Origin of the sequence: Rheinheimera nanhaiensis E407-8, from assembly GCF_000296695.1 — a bacterium.
GTDB classification, from domain to species: Bacteria; Pseudomonadota; Gammaproteobacteria; order Enterobacterales; family Alteromonadaceae; genus Alishewanella; species Alishewanella nanhaiensis.
The window spans coordinates 17,360-37,821 of the sequence record NZ_BAFK01000007.1; the positions used below are offsets into that span (position 1 = coordinate 17,360).

A 20,462-nucleotide genomic window follows, 5' to 3' on the forward strand; every position below is an offset into this window, starting at 1 on the left:
ATGCCACGCTTTCGCTTGCTTCCTGATGAGCAACTGGCCCGCTCGCCGCTGTCACAGCTTTGGCGTGAATTTGCCCGCCAGCACAGCGCTGTGGCTGGCCTTATTCTGTTTACTGCGTTCTTTGCCCTGGCCATACTGGCACCGCTGATTACGCCGCACGGCCCTTATTGGCAAAATGACGCTTTATTGCTGCTACCTCCTTCCTGGTCTGAGCTGGGTTTAGTGCAATATCCACTGGGTACTGATGATTTGGGCCGCGACTTGTTCTCGCGTATTTTGGTGGGTGCCCGTTACACCTTTGGTATCGCAGTGATAACAGTAATCGGGGCGTTGCTAATGGGATTGTTGCTCGGCACCCTGGCGGGCATGAGCCGGGGCGTAAAGTCCAGCGTGTTTAACCATATTCTTGATTTGGCGCTGACCATCCCCTCCCTACTACTGGCCATTATTATCGTCGCTATTTTGGGCCCTGGCCTGCTTAACACCACCTGGGCGATTATGCTGGCTTTATTGCCCCAGTTTGTGCACGGCATTCGCAATGCGATTGCCGAGCAATTAAGCCAGGATTACGTTATCGCCTACCGGCTGGATGGCGCCAATAACTGGCAAATCTTCAGCCGCATTGTGATACCCAATATCTGGGAAAAGCTCACCTTAATGGCAACAATGGCATTATCTACCGCGATTTTAGACATTGCCGCCTTAGGCTTTCTTGGGCTCGGTGCCCAGGCGCCCAGCGCAGAATGGGGTGCTATTATCGCCGATTCATTGGATCTGATATACATAGCACCAGCCGGTGTTGCTATACCCGGCTTACTGATTTTTCTGGCGGTATTATCGGTGAATCTGGTGGGCGATGGCTTGCGTACAGCAGCCAAAAAGCGGCGGGAAAACTAATGTTATTACTGGATATTAAAAACCTGACCATAGAGCTTAATACCGCCGATGGCCTGGTGCGGGCAGTAGACAGAGTAAATCTTAGCCTGCGCGAAGGGGAAACCCGCGGCTTGGTCGGCGAGTCGGGCTCAGGCAAGAGCCTGGTGGCCAAGGCTATTGTTGGTGTGTTAAATAAACGCTGGCAAATCAGCGCCGACCGCTTTAATTGGCGCGGTCAGGATATGCTGAGCTTACCCTATGAGCAGCAGCGAAAAATTATCGGCCGCGATATCGCGATGATTTATCAGGAGCCCAGCCGCAGCCTGGATCCGACCGCTCATATTCTGGAGCAACTGGAAGAAGCCATACCCGACCACTTGCTGGACGGCCCCTGGTGGAAACGTGGTTACCTGCGCCGGCGTAAGGCTATTGGTTTGTTGCACAAAGTCGGTATTCGTGACCATCAAAGTGTGCTGCAAAGCTATCCGTTTCAATTATCTGAAGGGGTTTGTCAGAAAATCATGATCGCCATGGCGATTGCGAAAAACCCTAAGTTATTAATTGCCGATGAGCCTACCACGGCGCTTGAGAGCACCACTCAAGCCCAGCTGTTTCGCTTACTGGCCAGTTTTAATCAGCTAAAAGGCATGTCGGTACTGCTTATCAGCCACGAGCTGGAGAGTATAGCCCGTTACACCCAGAGCTTAAGCGTGCTGTATTGTGGCCAATTGGTAGAAGCCGGTGAAACGGCGGCGATTTTAAAGCAGCCCTATCACCCTTACACCCATGCCCTGATTAAAAGCGTGCCGGAGTTTCAACCTAACCTACAGCCGAAAACACCGCTTTATGCCCTACCGGGCAGCATACCGGTACTACAGCACTTGCCGATAGGTTGCCGTTTAGGCCCGCGCTGCCCCAATGCACGCAAAGAATGCGTAAAAACCCCAACGCTGGAGCGGCTGCAAAACCATTTTTACAGTTGCCATTTTCCGCTCACCGGAGCCAAAGAGCCATGAGTACCCTGTTAGACGTACAGCAGCTTTGCAAAAGTTATCGCAAGCAAAGCGGCTTATTCCGTTATCGCACTGTGCAAGCACTGGATAACATCAGTTTTAGCTTACAACAGGGAAAAACGCTGGCGGTGGTGGGCGAAACCGGCTCGGGTAAAAGCACCCTGGCCAAGCTGTTAGTGGGCATTGAAAAGCCGGATCAAGGCCGCATCCTGCTGGATAACACCGAAGTCCAGCTGGGACATTACCGGCAGTACAACCATCAGGTAAGGTTTATTTTTCAGGATGCGGCGAAATCGCTCAATCCGCAGCAGAAGATAGGCCAGATGCTGGATGATGTGCTGCGCTTTAGCACTGCCATGGATGTGACTGCGCGCAAACAAAAAATTCAGCAAACACTGAAACAACTCGGGCTATTAGACGAACACAGTGAATATTATCCGCATATGTTTTCCGGCGGTCAGCTGCAGCGCGTGGCGCTGGCCCGGGCCCTGATCCTTGACCCTAAGCTGTTGATCCTCGATGAGGCCCTGACAGCCTTAGATCCGTCGTTACGGGCACAAATTGTCAACCTGCTGCTGGAACTGCAGCAAAACACCGGGCTGGCGTATTTGTTAATCACCAACCATTTGCGCCTGGTTAAACATATTGCCGATGATTTATTGGTATTACATCAGGGCAAAGCGCTGGATTATGGCGAAACGGCTTATGTGTTTGAGCACGCCGAGCACGATTACAGCCGTAAACTGATCAACAGCGCCATTGCATAAAAAAACCGTGGCAAGCCACGGTTTTTTAATTTATGTTACTGGCATTTAGTAATATAACTCTTCCAGCTTAGGCTGCAGGGCTAAGTTGCCGCCAATTTCAGCGTCATCTGCACCATCAAACGCATTTAATGCGTCGACCAGGCTGGCATAGCGACTATCTACAACAGTGTCCGGTTGCTCGGCGTACGCCATCGACTGCCAGTCCATGCTGCTTGTTGCAGCTGCCAGCTGTTGGGTTACGCTATTGCTATCCCACACAGTACCATCAGCGAACTGGATTTGATCTAACCGGTAAGCACTGACGCCTGCGTCGGCAAAATAATTCACCACTGTTACACTGGTGTCCGCGACCGCTAACAGCAAGTTGTCACCATCACGCTGCACCGATACATCGCCCGGGTTTATTCCCTGCGCAAATCGCAGTACATCAGTGCGCCCTGTCGTCGGATCATAGTTGTTAATGGTGTTATTACCGTCATTAGCGCCAAACAGGTAAGTGTCGTTGCCCCGACCGCCCAGCAGGTAATCATTGCCCGCACCGCCGTTAAGGATGTCATCGCCATTACCAGCGTCGATAAAATCATCATCAGACGAGCCGACAATGTTTTCTGTCTCACCGGTGCCAACAAACACATTGCCAAAGGCACGCTCATCCGGTAAATCGGTATAGGCCAACGAACCTTGTGGATTGGGATTACTCAGGCCAAAGGCACCAAAGATTTGATTAGCGGTAATTTGGCCACCGGCAGCAAAACGGATGGTTGGTACGACATAATCGCCACCAAGGAACCAGTTTTTCAAGGTAACTTTGTCACTACCTCCGCCAATGTTTAATACCAAGTCATTACCTGACTTCATTAAACCACTGGCTACCTGATTAAAGCTGATGCCCTCAAATAGCAGCACATCTTCACCCCCGCCACTGTTATCAATAGTGTCGTGGCCACCGCCGGCACTAAATACGTACGTATCGTTACCCCGGCCACCGATCAAGGTATCATTGCCAGCACCACCGTTTAACGTATCGTTTCCGTGCGAACCCGTCAGAACATCCGTGCCAGCAGAACCGTTCAGCACGTCATTGCCTGCGGTGCCGTTGATCAGATTATTTGCTGGTGATTCACCTGTTGGCACCGGCAAACCGAAGGCGCCAAAAATCTGTGCTGCACTAATACTGCCGCCGGTTTCAAACTCAATGCTTTCGACTAAATGGTCTCCCCCGAGGAAGAAATTAGTCAGGGTTACACTATTCGCAGCGTTACCATTTACCCGAAGCACAAGGTCATTGCCACTCTTCATTAAGCCTGATGCAACCTGATTAAAGGTAATACCGTTACTGAAGATAAGCTTATCGGTGCCGCCTGCTTCAGTAATAACGTCCTGTCCTGAGTGATAAATATACGTATCGTTGCCAGTGCCACCAAATAAGCGGTCATTGCCCGCCAAGCCGTTTAGCACATCATCGCCTGCGCCGGCCAGCAACACATCGTTGCCGGCAGTACCCGTTAGCTGATCATCACCTCCCAACCCCGGCGTTACCGTATCGCCCGGCTCGGGTTCGCCATCACCTGGCTCAGTAGGATCTACAGGGTCTGTGGGGGTCGGCTCGGTAGGGTCTACTGGTTCTGGCTCTTCCTCGTCACCAGCGGCAATAATGGCAGCAATCTGTGCTGCCGTCAGCATAGAGCCGCCGCTTGGCTGCACATAGCTTATGGCCGCCTCACCACCTAAGAAGTGGTTTAGTACCCTTACACTTTGTGTTTCATCACCATCAACCAGAATAACTAAATCGTCGCCATCCTGGCTAAAGCTAAGCCGTGATGCATCGATGCCATTGGTAAAGAATACGCCATCAAAACCGCCGCCGGTATTATCAATAGTGTCCTGGCCAGTTTGCGGGTTATAGACATATTTGTCATCACCGGTACCGCCAACCAGTAAGTCGTTGCCCGCGCCACCCACTATGGTATCGCTACCGGCGCCACCATAAAGTTTGTCGTCACCAGCGCGGCCATCGATATAATCATCGCCGGCTTCGCCGTAAATCACATCCACTTGTGCCGAGCCAAACAAGCTGTCCTCGCCTTCAGTACCAAAGGTAACCATCTGTGCTTCAACTTGTGCTGCAGTCAACTCAGTACCATCGGCAAAGGTCAGTAAGTTAAGCTGGTAATGCGCCGAGCCAGCAAACCAGTTTTGCACCCTGATGCTGTCTGTGCCATTACTGTGACGAATAAGCAAATCACTGCCACTGCGGATAAACATCAAATCATCCGCCGCAATGCCTTCACCAAATTGCAGCGTATCGTTCGATGCTTCAACATTGCTGTAGGCTTCACCCTGACGGCGTTCAATTATTACATCTGCGCCATCGCCTAAGTTAAAGATATAAGTATCGTCGCCAAAGCCACCGTAAATAGTATCATTGCCTTTGCCGCCCTCCAGAATATTGCTGTTTTTGGTCCAGGCATCGCTATGGGCAATTAAGGTGTCGTTGCCGTCGCCACCGCGCAGAATGTCAGAACCTCGGCCTTCCAGCACATCATCACCTGCACCACCATCCAGCAAGCCGGTACCAATAATATGGTCGTTGCCGTCTTCGCCGTATAGCTCGTTATTGCCTTTCGTTGCAAGGATATAATCATTACCAGAACCAGCATAGACAAAGTCATTACCAACGTCACCATAAATTCTATCATCACCGGCTTCTGCCGTTATCGTGCCGCCCTGTCGAATAGATTGAATGGTATCATTACCAGCCGTACCTAAAAGCGCTCTGGCGTTAAGTTCTTCTCCAAACCAACTCACACCATCAGCAAATTCAAATCGACTGTCGGTAATAAAGTTTCGCCCGATACCATAGCTACCAAAGAAATTTTTAATTGTAACGTTATCACCGGTCAAATTATTAACCAGCAGTGCATCTGTCAAAGGCACATGATTTACCACTACTCCATCGCGCACGACTTCGTCTACTTTCCTGCGTATAACAATATGTTGGGAGTCTGTATCAAGAAACTTGAAAATGCTGGCGTCCCATGGATCAAAGACAATATCATCCCCGCTGCCTTGCTGAAAAACATAGGTATCAACACCAGAGCCACCTTCAAGCCAGTCGTTGCCTGCACCGCCGTTTAGCACGTCATCACTGTCGCCACCGTACAGTCTGTCATTGCCATCGCCACCAAACAATAAATCCTTACCTTTGCCGCCGTGTAATTCATCATTACCCGCACCGCCCTGTAATTCATCATCGCCATCCTGGCCATACAACATATCATCGCCTGCGCCGCCCTGCAGCACGTCATCTGTTGCATAACCATACAAAGTATCGTTGCCCTCTGTACCTTGCATCGCTATCGCTTTGATCTGTTCAATGTTCCATACCGTGCCATCGGCAAAGCGGATTTCCTCCAGTTTGTAATCACTGGCGCCATCGTTCTGGAAGTAGCTGCTCACTGCAATGCGGTCTGTGCTATCATTCAACGTCAATATCAGGTCGGTGCCTGAGCGGGTAATTAGGATATCTGCCGGGGTAATGCCTTGGCCAAATACAATAGCATCGGTCTTATTTATACTTGTATCGTGGTTATAAATGATGTCCTGGCCCCAACCACGGCTAAAGTGATATTCATCACTGCCGGCTCCGCCATTTAGTTGGTCATTGCCAGCGCCGCCAATCAGTACATCCTGGCCATCGCCACCATACAGGCTATCGTTACCGGCACCACCATCCAATATGTCATCGGTTTCAAAACCATACAACGAGTTATCGTTGTCATCGCCGGTTATGGTGCGTACGTCTATTTCAACCTGTGCCAGGTCAAATTGCCGGCCATCGGCAAACTGCACCGCCTGCAGCTTATAATTGCCGTTGCTGCTAAACCAGTTGCTTACTGTCACTGTGTCAGTAGTACCGGTTATGCTAAATACCAAATCGCTGCCTGAGCGGTAGTAGCGAACATCTTCCAGTGCAACGCCGTTTTTAAACACTAAACGGTCGTGGCTATCAGGGTTTAGCTCATCTACAGTGTCATAATTGTAGATGGTGTCCTCGCCATCACCACGGCCAAACAAGTAAGTATCGTTACCAGCGCCGCCATACAGATAGTCATTACCGGCACCGCCATCCAGCACATCATCACCGGCATTGCCATATAGGCTGTCATCGCCTGCATGGCCGTACAGCACATCATCGGTAGCAAAGCCATGCAAGTGGTTATTGTCTGCATTACCATGAATGGTCTGTACATCAAGCTCTACCTGAGCCAGGTTCAGGCTACGGCCATCAGAAAATTCCACTGCCTGCAACTTATAACTGCCAGTATTGTTGAACCAGTCACTTACAGTAATCGTGTCCGTGCTACCGGCAATCCGAAATACCAGATCATTATGTAAACGGAAATACTCGACATCCTCCAGCGCAACGCCGGCTTTAAATAGCAGCCGGTCATGGCTTAACGGATTATTGTGATCTGCGCTATTGTGATTATAAATAGTGTCCTGACCATCACCACGGCCAAACAGATAGGTGTCATTACCTTCGCCGCCGTATAGTTTGTCATTACCGGCACCGCCATCCAGCACATCGTCACCGCCATCACCATATAGCTGATCGTCGCCTTCCTCACCAAGCAAGGTATCATTCCCGTCTGAACCAAACAGCATATCATCGCCTTGCCCGCCGTATACCTCATCATCTCCATCGCTTCCCACTAAAGAATCGCCCCAATGAGATCCGTGCAAGGCTAAAGCTGATACATCAGAATATTGCCACACGGTGCCATCGGCAAAACGAATTTCTTCCAGCCTATAATCACTTTCACCATTATCGGAAAAATAATTAATTACAGTAACATAAGCCATGCGACCATATTCAAGAAGCAAGTGAGCTCCACTTCGCCTGACCTGAACGTCAGAAGCACTAATCCCCTCAGCAAACTGAATGGCATCAACTTTATCTGCTGAGTTATCAAAATTATCAATAGTACTGTTGTCGCCGGCTGCGACTAAGTAAACATCACTACCAGAGCCGCCCTGCAGATGATTACGGCCACCTCCGCCAATCAGAATATCGTCACCATTACCGCCATTAAACGTATTGTCCTGAGTACTGCCTACCAGAATGTCGTTGCCCTCAGTGCCTTGAACAGCACCGACAGATTGCGCGTCTGCTTTTATCAGTTGCACCGTGCCTGCAATCCCCTGCAACTCCCCCTCTGGCAGCACGGTCAATAGCTCTGATGGTAGAAAGCTTAACCAGCTTTGACCATTAAATACGTCAGCAGAAAGCTGGTCAAATAAAGGTGTTGCCGTCCAACCAGTTTCAACCAGTAATTCGCCATATTGTCGGATGAAGATAGTCAAATCAGCCAAGCCGACTTCAGGGTTTTGCGCGATATGTTCAACTAGCTGTTGGTGCATCGAACTAAAATCAGCCACTAAACCCTCAGCAGTAAAACTGTAACTGATGCTTTCGAGTGAAGATCTAATGTGCTCAAGACTTTGATGATATTGAAGCAAATCAAACAATTGCCGATGCAATTCTGTGTACGTTAATTCAATAGCTTTAACTGTATCGTATTGCGTCCAAGCCTCTCTGCTGTTGTCCTCATACTGCGCATAAGGCATAAAGTGCGTGAACCAACCTTCATAGCCATTATTATTATTTAACTGTGTCTGCATTCGCTCAATTTGACGGCCGTTAAAAGCTTCCAAAATACTGTATTTGCCGGCCAGCTCACCTTGAACCACGGTAAAAGCATAGTGATTGCCATGCGCTACGTCTTGATACAAGGTTGGCGTGGCTGCGCTTAGATGCCATTGCCATAAAATGGCATCAACAAGGCTTTTTTGCTGCGCGGGATCTGTGGTTTGGGCAAATTGCTCTAACAAGCTCGCCAATACGCCATCCTGGGTGGCCGCTTCACGCAAATTGCGTAAGCCTCCGGTGCCATCGATGTTAGCGAAATTTTCAGTTCTATCGGTGAGTTCAATAGTATCGGTAAAGTTATTGCGAAAGTTATTCGCGGCAAAAAACAATGAACCTACCTGCCCCTCGGTGCCATCTTCTCGCGTAAAATGAGCAAAACTGTCCATTCGGTTACCGTTGCCGAGCGCCCAACCAGAACGTAGCAGCTCCATATTTATGGACGCGATACCCAATTCGCTAAGGCTGAAAAGCTCAGTAGACTGGCTGATACCATCCTGGTTTACATCCTGCCAAATCTGTAAATCTGCAAAAATGGCATCGTTATTGTCAATAACGCCATCAGCATTCACGTCGTAATGTAACAAAGCTTCAAAGCCGTCCCGAGCTAACCGCTCCTCAGCAGTGCCAGAAAACAGCAAGTGATTATCGCCAAACAACTCCCGGCCACTGTCAATGGTGCCGTTGCCGTTAATATCCCATACAAGCAAACCATCACTTGGTGCTACCCAACCGGTGCCACTGCGTATACCATCATTGTTATGGTCAAATAATACCCCGTCAGCCACACCTACGGTTTCAATACCGTTGCCGTTTAAGTCAAATACTAAAGGGTCAAGCGCATATGTGGCGCGGTCGAGCATATTGAAAAGATTGTTGATATTGTCTGTAAAGCTGCCAGGTGCATCGAAACCAAACAAAGATTGCAGTTTGGATAGGCTGTTCGAAAAGTTTAGCAACTTGTCTAAAATCAACGATTCAAAGGAACCTGGGGTTGAATCCGGAACAGGACTTGAGATCATCCAGTTGTAAATACCTTCAGCTAAATTACCAGCCCAATTTATTCCGTCGTTTAGCCCTTCTGAAAAACTATGTAATGTATCAGCAATTTTTACTGATAAATCAGAAGCATAATCTTGAAAGTTATCAGCGTAACTCGAAAAGCTATCTACGACAGAATTAAATGCCTGTATTGATTCGATATGAGCTTGATATTGGGTTGGCGTAAAGAAATTTTGAAAGTTGTTCACGCCCCCTGCTTGCAGTATCTTATTGACCACTGTTGCGCAGTTATCGCCTAAAATTGAATGATGAAGATTTGGGCTATCGACAAGAAAGTAGGGCGGTGGGGAGTTTTTAAGCGAGTCTCCCATTAACTTCATACCATCATACATTTCTTGTGTAATATGCATCTCAACTCTATAATCATCACGACCTATTGGTTCACTATAGTCCCGCATTGCGCCTGGACCATAAATCGTATTACCTAAACCATCAGCTGCAGGGCCATAGCTATATTGGAAACTGTTACCATCAGCATCCGTAAGAACAACCCAAACATGATAACCTTCTGAATTTTCGTGAGTTGAACTGTCAACAAAAACAGTTGCTTTATAACCTTCCATAAAACTAACCTCTCCTTCCATTATTATTTAAAACAATTGACCAAATAAAAAATACAAATATAAAAAACGTACAAATCAAATAACCAACCAATGAATCCGCACCAATTCTTAGTATCAGATCATTTCGACCAGGCAAGGGGGCCAAATATATTTTGCAAACTGCAAAACGCGCTCTAACAGCAAGCATGTCAACACCATTACTTTTTCTATGACTTACTGAACACATAGAAAATTCAGTAGGTGAAAAAACTGATTTAATATCTACACCACAACTATCACCATCACACGTAACCCCATCCAACTTGTAATAACTGACTAACGCAGGATGAACACTGAAGACATAAATATCGTCATCAATATTTTTACCATCACCAAAAACGCTAGATTGGTAGGAAACAAAAAAGACAAAACAAAATAACAATAACCCAAAGTAATATGAAACATAACACCTATACTTTCCCCCAAAAAATATAACGGCAGCTGGAGCAAACAAAAAAACCGACCAAAAAAACATAAACCACCTATAAGCCAGTATTAAAAAATTAATTAAACACTAAGCACTCTACTTGTGCCCAACTCTAACTCATAAACCAGAGAACGCCAGACATAAACATCAAGGAAAATATCAATGCTTTTTAAATTATCATTTAACGCTACCTTACCCCCTTCATCTACCGCCTTAATCACCGGTGACAATAAAAATTCAATAATCCGCCGCTGGCCGGTTTTATGCCTACCGTTACCAAAATAGATTCACAGCAAAATAAAATAAAAGCAGAATTGCCATTTAATTTTGATCTAACCCAATTAATTATTTATTTTCCACAGCCTGTTGTAACTGTGCCAATACCTCACTGCTTAACTGCATTATTTTCTTCCTTTTCTTCTTTTATTAAATCGTCTGTGACTTTAAATTTGTCGACCAAAGCCGCCAGTCGATCAGTAATCAACTGCCAATCCGTTAAGTAATCTTTTGAAAATGAAAATGAGAATGAGAATGAGAAATAAATATCGTCGCTATAGTTGTAAAAACCTCGGCAGGATGGGTAAGGAACACTTCCGTCTGTACTACAGGAAAAATTTACTTTGTCGTAGACTTCAGACTTGGGCATCACATACAGACGATCTTCAGATACGCTCGAAGTCCAAATCCAAAGATCATGAAAAACCTCTGGCTGTGCCCGTTTCCAAAAACCTTGCTGCTCTGCAAAAGCCCTAGCCCCAACGCTATTTGGCCCTCGCTCGCCAATTACAAATGTGATTTCTATCCCCAAGCCCGGTGATGCCGATTCCTCCTTGGTAATAGGTAGCATATCCGGGTAGGCTGCATGCAGATTAACCCCTTCGGCTTTACAGCCCATAAGCCCACGCGTTGACCAGATATAGTTTGGTGGTACACGGAAAGTGTCACCGGCCACAGTAAATTCAATCACCTCACAGGCGCTGTAATGCTGCACCGAGCGAGTTAAATAATACATTCCCAGCAGCAGTAAAAAGCCCAGTAATAGCGACACACCAATAAAGCCTGCAATAATCAGCGCCCATTTCTTAAAAGCATTTAATCTCATCGCTCCCTAATCCCTTCATCCACCGCCTTTATCACCGGTGACAATAAAAACTCAATAATCCGCCGCTGGCCGGTTTTTACTTCTACCGTTACCGCCATACCCGAACCTAAGGGCACGGTTTTACTACCGGCTTTAATACTGTGCTGCTTTAAGGCAACCTTTAACGGGAACACTAAGCCGACACCTTCCATTTCCACTGCATCGGTGGAGATATCGATAATTTCGCCGTCTATCACGCCGTATTTGGTAAATTCAAAGCTTTCCAGCTTTAACTCGGCGGTTTGCCCCACTTCAACAAAGCCGATATCTTTGTTGAGCAGCCAGGCTTCGGCGACCAGTTGCTGATCTTTGGGCACGATGCGCATCAGCTCTTGTGCTGGGGTGACTACACCGCCGATGGTAGTGAGCACTAATTGCTCTACGGTGCCATCTACCGGTGCCAGCAATTGCTGCTGGGCGTTGGTGCTTTGTGCTTTGATTAGCTCTTGTTCCAAAGTGCTGGCATCACGGTGGTATTGGTTTAGTGCATCACTAAGCTGGCGCTGAAACTCAGCTTGTAATACCTGCTGTTGTTGTTTGGCTTCGTTAATGGCGGCGGCCAGCTGCTGCAGTTTGGCCTGTTCAATAGTTAAGCTTTCGGCCTGATTAATGCGGTTTAATTCCAGCTCTAAATACTGGCTGCGTGAGGCCAATGATTTGGCCAGCAATTGCTGCACGCTATCGGCTTGCTCGGTGATCAGCGGCAAGGTTTTCTCAATGCGGCCAATATTGAGCTTGGTGGTCGCCACTTCGGCGTCCAGCTTGTCGATTTGCCGCTGTACGCTAAGCTGCTTCGCCTGATATTCCTGCCAGCTGCTGTTAAGCGCCTGTTGTTGTGGCAGTGATAATGCAGTGATATCTGCCTGGCTTTGCCGTTGTTGCAGCCGCTGCTGTAATAACTCAGTGCGGGCAATATCCTGCTTAACGCTATTCAGCTGCAGCGTTAAACGCTGTAAGTCAGCCTCAGCGATAGTGCCGTCCAGCGTTAGCAACACATCGCCTGCCTGTACTTTTTGCCCCTCGCGCACATGAATGTGCTGCACCACACCGGCATTAAGCGGCTGAATAGTTTTTACTTTGGCACCTGGCACCAGCTTGCCCTGGGCGCTGGCGGTAATATCAATTTGGCCCCAGCAGGCCCAGGCTATGGCTAACACAAGCAGTACCATAATGGCCCAGAGGATAATGCGGCTGTAAGGGGCTGGTGGCGCCGCTTCTATTTCGAGTGCTGCCGGTAAAAAGCTTAATTGCTCGCGGCTTAAGCGTTTTGCCAGCGGTAGCTCAACAACATTAGATGCCGCGCTGCTGTTTTCTGCTGTTGCCGCTGTAGTCGCATTAGCCGCGTGTTGGTTTTGCATCATGGCCGCTCTCCTTTACCGGCCACAGCCTGCGGCAGTAAACTGGCCACCTGCACTGCTGCAGAGGTGTGGTTTGGGTTAGCCGCCGCTGCTGGCCCGCCATGCTGTATTTGCATTAGGTAATGGTAAATACCCTGCTGCTTTAGCAGCTCTGTGTGGCTGCCCTGCTCGGCAATTTGGCCTTTGTCCATCACAATAATGCGGTTACAGTCACGCACCGCAGACAACCTATGGGCAATAATAAACACGGTACGGCCAGCACAGATTTGCGCCATATTGGTTTGGATAATGCGCTCCGACTCGTAGTCCAGCGCACTGGTGGCTTCATCAAAAATCAGGATTTTCGGGTTAGCAATTAACGCGCGGGCAATAGCTAAGCGCTGACGCTGACCACCGGATAAACTGGCGCCGTGCTCACCGACGACAGTGTCGTAGCCTTCTGATAACTCGCAAATAAACTCATGCGCCCCAGCGAGTTTTGCCGCCTGGATAACCTGCTCTATACTGCTGCCCGGGTCGCTAAGCGCAATATTGTCGCGAATACTGCGGTTAAATAAAAAGCTCTCCTGCAGCACCACGCCCACCTGACGGCGTAACCAGGCGGGCTCAACCAATGCCAGGTCAATACCATCAATCAGCACCCGGCCACCTTGCGGCACATATAAGCGCTGAATAAGCTTAGTGAGCGTGCTTTTACCTGAGCCAGAGCGGCCAACTATGCCGATACGCTCGCCGGCGGCAATGTCCATGCTGACGTTATTTAAAATCGGCGCCGAGTCCGGCCGGTAGCGAAAACTCACCTGCTGCAGGCTGACCTGGCCCTGCACGGCCGGCAGCGCGGTGCGGTTAGGGTTATAGCCCGGCTCTGTCGGCGCATTTAGTACATCACCTAAGCGCTCTATCGAGACTTTAGCCTGCTGAAAATCCTGCCACAGGTTAACCAGCCGCATAATAGGGCCCGACACGCGCTGCGATAGCATATTAAAGGCAATAAACTGGCCAACGGTAAGGCTGCCTTCTACTACCGCAATGGCACCAAAATACAGCGTTAATAACGACACCACTTTATTAATGTAATTGGCAATGCTGGCGTAAATATTATTGATATGCGAGGCGTCAAACGAGCTGGCGACATAATCGGCCAGCTTTTCTTCCCATTTGTTGCGCATTTGCGGCTCGACCGCCAGCGATTTTACCGTTTCAACGCCAGATACGGATTCCACTAAAAACGAGTGATTCTCGGCGCTTTTCTGAAATTTTTGCTCCAGTTTCGCCCGTAAGGTCGGTGTTATTAACACCGACAGCAGGATATAACAGGGAATAGAACCAACGATTATCCAGCTAAGTAGCGGCGCGTAATAAAACATCACCGCAAAAAACACCACGCTAAACAATACATCCAGCACCACGGTCAGCGACGAGCCGGTAATAAACTCGCGTACCTTATCCAGCTCTTTAATCCGCGCTACTGTGTCGCCGACCCGCCGTGCAGCAAAGTAAGATATCGGTAACGACAGCATATGCCGGTACAGCTGGCCGCCCAGCTCCACATCCACCCGGTTAGTAGTATGGCTAAACACATAGGTGCGCAGCGCGGTTAGCAGCACCTCAAAGGTAATCACCGCAAAAAAACCAACCGCTAACACATCCAGCGTCGTCATGCCTTTGTGCACCAGCACTTTATCAATCGTGACCTGAAAGAAGATGGGGGTAGCCAGGCCGACTAGCTGAATAAAAAACGATGCCATCAATACATCGGCAAACAGATGGCGGTATTTAATCAGCGCCGGAATAAACCAGCGAAAACCAAAGCGGGTTTTATCATCCAGCAAACTGGCGCGCTTGGTTAAATGCAACAGCTCGCCTGTCCACATTTTCGCCAAATTTATTAAAGGAACACTTTGCACCTGGCCGGTTGTAACATTCTGAATAAGGGCGTTATTGTCTTTAATTCGTGCCAGAATAAAGTAACCACCATCCTGGGTTTTACCCACTGCCGGCAATAACAGGGCGTCTAATTTGTCAGGGGCTACGGCAATAAACTTAGCCTTAAAGCCTAAGCTTTTAGCGGCCTTAACCAGGTAAATATCATTTAAATCATCAGATTGTGGAGTAAACTCACGCAGTAAACTACTTACTTCAGCAGGGGTTTGCTGCATGCGGGCAACAATAGCCAGACACTGCACGCCAACGGCAAATGGCGAATTCTGTGACATAAGTTCCCTTTATCACTAAATAATAAGGGTTGCATACTAATGTCTCGAGTTAAAAAAATAAACGCCCTGCGTTACATTTTTTAATATTCTGATAAATGTTTAAGCAATAAAAAAACCGTGGCTTGCCACGGTTTTTTTATATCACCAATGTGGTTACATCGGCTCTGTGCTTTGTGCTGCACGTAAATTGCGGCTGATCTCAGCTTTAGCTTTTAAAGACGCTATCAGCGCTCTGTAGGCCTGCTCTGCCTGCTGGTCGGCTAAGCGGTCAAGCTGGGCATTATCTGGCACCAGCGTTACTTCAGCGTCTTTTACCGCCGTTACTGACACTAAGGCTGCATCACCGTTGGCCAGGGTAGCTAACTCAGTCGATGCAGTATCGACCGGACGGGCCATGGCAAAGGCTTTGGCGCGAATTTCACCATCTAAAGTACCGCCAAAGCGTGGCGTGTCAGCGGATTGCTCCAGCGTCATATTCAGTGCTTGCGCTTGTTCAGCCAGGCTGCTGTTGGCAATCTCGGCCAATACCTTTTCAGCTTGCTGTTTCGCCAGCAGTGCACTTTGCTCGGCACGCACTGCAGACTCTACCTGCGCTTTCACTTCGTCTAAGCTTTGTGTGCGTGCACTTTGGTAATCTTTTACCCGCACCACTATGGCCCGCTCTTTACCCAGCTCTATCACTTCACTGTTTAACCGCTGCTCAATAAAGTCAGCTTCAAACAACTTGGTCAGTACCGCAGGCTCATTTAACGGTGCCGTTGCCTCGTTACGGCCAAACAAGCCGGTAGTAATCACTTTCTGCCCTACAGCAGCCGCGGCGTCCTCAAGGGTGTCCGGCACTTCAAAGCTTACTTCGGCCAGACGCTGCTGCAGCTCATAAAACGCTGCTGTGGCACGGTCTTGTTTTAAGGTCTGGGCAATTTCTGCCGACACTTCAGTTAAAGGTTTAACCTGAGCCGGTTCCAGCGCCACTAATTTTATGATGTGATAGCCATAAGCACTTTTCACCACCTGGCTTAACTGACCTTGGGTCTCAAGGGCAAAAGCAGCTTGTTCAAAATCAGCGTCCATATCACCGGGCGCCAACCAATCTAATACGCCGCCGTTTTCTGCCGAGAAGGTATCCGCTGAGTTGGCTTTAGCCAGCTCGGCGAAGTCTGCACCGTCGTTTAGTTGCTTAAGCAGTTGCTCAGCCTGCGCTGCCACCTCAGCATTGTCTTCTTCTGACTCCAGCATGATATGCGCCACCTGACGGCGCTCTTCGCGGGTGTAGCGGGCTTTATTGGCGTCATAGTAAGCGGCAATTTCATCTGTTGTTACTTGCTGCTCAGCCGCCAAAGTTTGGGCAGAGATTTCGACATACTCAACGGCCACTTTCTGTTCGGTTTCAAATTGGGCCAGATTAAGTGTGTAGTAATCTTGCAGCATTTGCTCGGTGACAGTCACCTGATCGGCGTAATCCGCTGCTTTAAACCGTAAAAAGCTAATGTCACGCGTTTGTTGTTGCAGTTTTAACAGCAGCTGCATTTCCTTGGCGGTAGCAAACTCACTGCCCAGTAAGCCCATTACCAACTGATTACGCGACATTTGCTCGCGAATAAGCTCACGGAATTGCTCAGGCTGATAACCGGCCTGACGCAGTAACGCCAGATAACGGTCATTGTTAAACTGACCGTCAATCTGAAACTCTGTCATCGCTCTGATGGCATCACGCACCTGCTCATCACTGACACGCAGGCCCAAACTGTCAGCGTATTGTTGCTGCAGTCTCTCATCGATCAAACGCTCTAACACCTCTGAGCGGAAATTATTCATGTAAGCCGTATCGGCGGCCAACGCCGCGTACATTTCACCGAATTGCTGCTGCATACGGGCACGTTCATTTTGAAATGCCTGTTCAAAATCCTGGCGGCTGATTTTTTCGCCGTTAACTTCCGCCACATTAGTCTCGGCTGGCGTAGCTAAATAACTGCCAACACCGGCTAATGCAAATGTCAGGATCACTAAGCCTAAAATAGACTTAGCGATAATTCCCTGTGAGCCTTCTCTGATTCTTTCTAACATCTTAGCGCAATCTCTTTATTCAACTTTTAGCCGCCAAAGGGCAACAACACCGGTTTGATGTTGCCGTAAAAAAAAACGCATCTTAACAGATGCGCTTTTTTTAGAGAAGCCTTGGGAGGCGACGGTGGCGGGTTTAGGCTACCTTGTTTGGTCTGCCGCACCAGCATGCAAACCTCACAGCACTCCCAACCTGAGCGTTACCTTAGCGGCAACGCTTCAGCTTAGTTACATGCGTCTTTTAACGCTTTACCAGGCTTGAAAGAAGGAATTTTCGCAGAAGCGATTTGAATAGTGGCACCAGTTTGTGGGTTACGGCCAGTACGGGCAGCACGCTCGCGTACGCTGTAAGTACCAAAACCAACTAATGCTACAGAGTCGCCTTCCTTAAGAGCTTCGGTAACAGCGTCAATGAACGAATCTAAAGCACGACCAGCTGCCGCTTTAGAAATGTCTGCACCAGCAGCAATTTTGTCGATAAGTTGAGACTTGTTCACAATATCATCCCCTTCAATTGTTATTATTTTCAACACCTACACGTTATTAGTTTTGTAAGTGAGCATCCTCGTTATAACAAGCATCCTGAATGCTTGCAAGCAAAAGAAGCGACAAAACTAATAATTCTGGCTTTGACTGCAGCCCTTGTATAACAAGGGCTTGGTCGAAACTGTCCATAACTTAGCACAGCCAACGGGAATGAAAAGCCCCTATGCAGGATTTTTTTCCGTTTTTTTGCTTTTTGCTGAATTTTTTGCCGTATCCAGCACTGAAACACGCGCTAAAGGCTCTTGCAGCGCCAGCTCCAGCACTTCGTCTATCCATTTTACCGGGCAAATTTCGATATCGCCTTTCACATTGTCAGGGATATCTTTTAAGTCACGCACGTTGTCATGGGGAATAAGCACCCGCTTAATACCACCGCGATGCGCCGCCAACAGTTTCTCTTTTAAACCACCTATGGGCAGCACTTCACCACGCAGGGTAATTTCACCGGTCATTGCCACATCAGCCCGTACCGGGTTACCGGTTAAACTCGACACCAGTGCCGTTACCATGCCAATACCGGCGCTGGGGCCATCTTTTGGTGTGGCGCCTTCCGGCACATGCACGTGAATGTCGCGCTTTTCGTAAAAATCTTCGCTGATCCTAAGCCCTTCCGCCCGGCTGCGCACCACGGTCATCGCCGCCTGAATAGACTCTTTCATCACATCGCCCAGCGAGCCGGTAAACGTGAGTTTGCCTTTACCGACCACCGAAGCCGCTTCAATGGTGAGTAAATCCCCTCCCACTTCGGTCCAGGCCAGGCCGGTAACCTGCCCTACCCGGTTGCTGTCTTCGGCTTTACCGTAGTCATAACGCTGCACGCCTAAGAAGTCTTCCAGGTTTTGCTGGTTAATCACCACTTGCTTCAGGTTTTTACTCAGTAAAATCTGCTTCACGGCCTTACGACACAGTTTAGAGATTTCCCGCTCTAAACTGCGTACGCCAGCTTCGCGGGTGTAATAACGGATAATGCCGATAATAGCGCTATCCTCTATCAGGATCTCACTGACTTTTAAGCCGTTACGCCCGATCTGCTTCGGAATAAGATGCTGCTTGGCAATGTTTAGCTTTTCATCCTCCGTGTAGCCGGCCAGCCGGATCACTTCCATCCGGTCCAGCAGCGCTGCCGGAATGTTCAGGCTGTTGGAGGTGGCGAAAAACATCACATCAGACAGATCGTAATCGACTTCCAGATAGTGGTCGCTAAAGGCGGTGTTTTGCTCCGGATCCAGCACTTCTAACAGTGCTGCCGCCGGATCGCCGCGAAAATCAGATGCCATCTTGTCAATTTCATCAAGCAGGAACAACGGGTTGCGCACGCCGACTTTAGCCATTTTCTGGATAATTTTACCCGGCATAGAGCCAATATAAGTACGGCGATGGCCGCGGATTTCGGCTTCATCGCGCACGCCGCCAAGAGCCATCCGCACATACTTACGCCCGGTGGCTTTGGCAACCGACTGGCCCAGTGAGGTTTTACCCACTCCCGGTGGCCCGACCAAACACAAAATCGGCCCTTTGAGCTTATTCACCCGCTGTTGCACCGCCAAGTACTCTACGATGCGCTCTTTCACCTTTTCCAGACCATAATGATCGGCATTCAGAATTTGCTCGGCTGCAGCCAGGTTCTTTTTCACTTTGCTGCGCTTTTTCCACGGCACATTGCTCAGCCAGTCAATATAGCTGCGCACCACGGTCGCTTCGGCCGACATCGGCGACATCATTTTGAGCTTTTGCAGCTCGCTACGGGCTTTATCAGCCACTTCCTGCGGCATCTGCGCCTGTTCAATTTTCTTGCTTAAGGTTTCAAACTCATCCGGTGCATCTTCCAGCTCGCCAAGCTCACGCTGAATGGCTTTCATTTGCTCATTCAGGTAATACTCGCGCTGGCTTTTCTCCATTTGTTTTTTCACCCGGCTACGAATACGTCGCTCTACCTGCAGAATGTCGATTTCACTCTCCATCATCGCCATCAGGTATTCCAGCCGCTCGGTCACGTTGAAGATCTCCAGCACTTTTTGCTTATCTTCAACCTTAAGCGGCATATGGGCGGCCATGGTGTCAGCCAAACGTGCCGGATCGTCAATACCGGTCAGCGCCGTAAGCACCTCTGGCGGGATCTTTTTATTAAGCTTGATATAGCCTTCAAACTGGTTAATCGCCGAGCGTAGAAATACTTCCTGCTCGCGGCTGTCAACTTCAGCCGTTTCAATAATATCCACGTAGGCGGCAAAGGCTTTGTCTGTTTCGGTAAATTCAGCCAGGCGGGCGCGGCGGCTGCCCTCAACCAGCACTTTTACCGTGCCATCGGGTAACTTTAACAGCTGTAAAATGGTGGCAACCGTACCGACCTGATACAGATCAGTCGCCGCCGGGTCATCCAGGGTGGCATCTTTTTGCGCTACCAGAAATATTTGTTTGTCATTTTCCATTGCCGCATCCAGGCATTTAATGGACTTTGCCCGGCCGACAAATAGCGGGATGACCATGTGCGGATAAACGACCACGTCGCGCAGTGCCAGTACCGGCATATGCAAACGTTCAGCGTGTTCTGATGTCATTGATTCTCTCTCGAATTTAGTTACTGCAGGCGCAAATATGTTTCAGTATATGGGGTTCATTTTAAAAACTTCAATTACATATACGAAAAAGGAGCTGTATCAGCTCCTTTTTTCAGCGGCGTTTC

General features: G+C 48.8%; 11 protein-coding genes. 3 read left to right on the forward strand and 8 right to left on the reverse strand.

Annotated elements, in window-relative coordinates; genetic code table 11:
- The 3 genes from RNAN_RS07270 to RNAN_RS07280 are packed head-to-tail and all read left to right on the forward strand — an operon-like array spanning position 1 to position 2,656.
- A complete protein-coding gene (locus RNAN_RS07270; RefSeq protein ID WP_008220313.1) occupies positions 1-897 on the forward strand; it encodes an ABC transporter permease subunit in 897 nt (298 codons plus the stop codon).
- Positions 897-1,892, forward strand: a complete 996-nt coding sequence (locus RNAN_RS07275; RefSeq protein WP_008220315.1) for a peptide ABC transporter ATP-binding protein — start codon at positions 897-899, stop codon at positions 1,890-1,892. Before RNAN_RS07270 ends, RNAN_RS07275 begins: the two co-directional genes overlap by 1 nt.
- The gene (locus tag RNAN_RS07280; RefSeq protein WP_008220317.1) at positions 1,889-2,656 is read left to right on the forward strand and encodes an ATP-binding cassette domain-containing protein; all 768 of its coding nucleotides are present in this window, start codon (positions 1,889-1,891) and stop codon (positions 2,654-2,656) included. The genes RNAN_RS07275 and RNAN_RS07280 overlap by 4 nt, the downstream gene beginning before the upstream one ends.
- 45 nt (positions 2,657-2,701) lie before the next feature.
- On the opposite strand, the gene RNAN_RS19510 is transcribed toward RNAN_RS07280, so the two are convergent.
- The 8 genes from RNAN_RS19510 to lon all read right to left on the reverse strand — a co-directional run bounded on the left by RNAN_RS19510 (position 2,702) and on the right by lon (position 20,337).
- On the reverse strand, positions 2,702-9,286 hold the full coding sequence (locus RNAN_RS19510; RefSeq protein WP_272942683.1) for a calcium-binding protein: 6,585 nt from the start codon (positions 9,284-9,286) through the stop codon (positions 2,702-2,704).
- A gap of 709 nt (positions 9,287-9,995) precedes the next feature.
- Positions 9,996-10,505, reverse strand: coding sequence for a hypothetical protein (locus RNAN_RS19090; RefSeq protein WP_148275679.1), 510 nt, complete (start codon positions 10,503-10,505; stop codon positions 9,996-9,998).
- Positions 10,506-10,842: 337 nt separating this feature from the next.
- On the reverse strand, positions 10,843-11,559 hold the full coding sequence (locus RNAN_RS07290) for a hypothetical protein (RefSeq protein WP_008220326.1): 717 nt from the start codon (positions 11,557-11,559) through the stop codon (positions 10,843-10,845).
- Positions 11,556-12,959, reverse strand: a complete 1,404-nt coding sequence (locus RNAN_RS07295) for an HlyD family type I secretion periplasmic adaptor subunit (RefSeq protein WP_008220327.1) — start codon at positions 12,957-12,959, stop codon at positions 11,556-11,558. Before RNAN_RS07295 ends, RNAN_RS07290 begins: the two co-directional genes overlap by 4 nt.
- Entirely contained in the window at positions 12,956-15,172 is a 2,217-nt protein-coding gene (locus RNAN_RS07300; RefSeq protein ID WP_008220329.1) for a type I secretion system permease/ATPase, read from the reverse strand. Before RNAN_RS07300 ends, RNAN_RS07295 begins: the two co-directional genes overlap by 4 nt.
- Positions 15,173-15,325: 153 nt before the next feature.
- A complete protein-coding gene (locus RNAN_RS07305) occupies positions 15,326-17,236 on the reverse strand; it encodes a SurA N-terminal domain-containing protein (protein WP_008220332.1) in 1,911 nt (636 codons plus the stop codon).
- Positions 17,237-17,457: 221 nt separating this feature from the next.
- Positions 17,458-17,730: a nucleoid-associated protein HU-beta gene (gene hupB, locus RNAN_RS07310; protein WP_008220336.1), complete on the reverse strand. Its 273-nt coding sequence runs from the start codon at positions 17,728-17,730 to the stop codon at positions 17,458-17,460.
- A gap of 210 nt (positions 17,731-17,940) precedes the next feature.
- Complete coding sequence (gene lon / locus RNAN_RS07315; protein WP_008220338.1) at positions 17,941-20,337, reverse strand: endopeptidase La; 2,397 nt, start codon at positions 20,335-20,337, stop codon at positions 17,941-17,943.
- Positions 20,338-20,462: the final 125 nt, after the last annotated feature.

What these genes read in the sequence shown, in the direction of transcription:
- RNAN_RS07275 (WP_008220315.1), top strand. Translation starts at nt 897, where the DNA reads ATGTTATTACTGGATATTAAAAACCTGACCATAGAGCTTAATACCGCC.
- RNAN_RS07290 (WP_008220326.1), bottom strand. Translation starts at nt 11,559, where the DNA reads ATGAGATTAAATGCTTTTAAGAAATGGGCGCTGATTATTGCAGGCTTT.
- lon (WP_008220338.1), bottom strand. Translation starts at nt 20,337, where the DNA reads ATGACATCAGAACACGCTGAACGTTTGCATATGCCGGTACTGGCACTG.
- RNAN_RS07305 (WP_008220332.1), bottom strand. Translation starts at nt 17,236, where the DNA reads ATGTTAGAAAGAATCAGAGAAGGCTCACAGGGAATTATCGCTAAGTCT.
- RNAN_RS07300 (WP_008220329.1), bottom strand. Translation starts at nt 15,172, where the DNA reads ATGTCACAGAATTCGCCATTTGCCGTTGGCGTGCAGTGTCTGGCTATT.
- RNAN_RS07280 (WP_008220317.1), top strand. Translation starts at nt 1,889, where the DNA reads ATGAGTACCCTGTTAGACGTACAGCAGCTTTGCAAAAGTTATCGCAAG.
- RNAN_RS19090 (WP_148275679.1), bottom strand. Translation starts at nt 10,505, where the DNA reads ATGTTTTTTTGGTCGGTTTTTTTGTTTGCTCCAGCTGCCGTTATATTT.
- RNAN_RS07295 (WP_008220327.1), bottom strand. Translation starts at nt 12,959, where the DNA reads ATGATGCAAAACCAACACGCGGCTAATGCGACTACAGCGGCAACAGCA.
- RNAN_RS07270 (WP_008220313.1), top strand. Translation starts at nt 1, where the DNA reads ATGCCACGCTTTCGCTTGCTTCCTGATGAGCAACTGGCCCGCTCGCCG.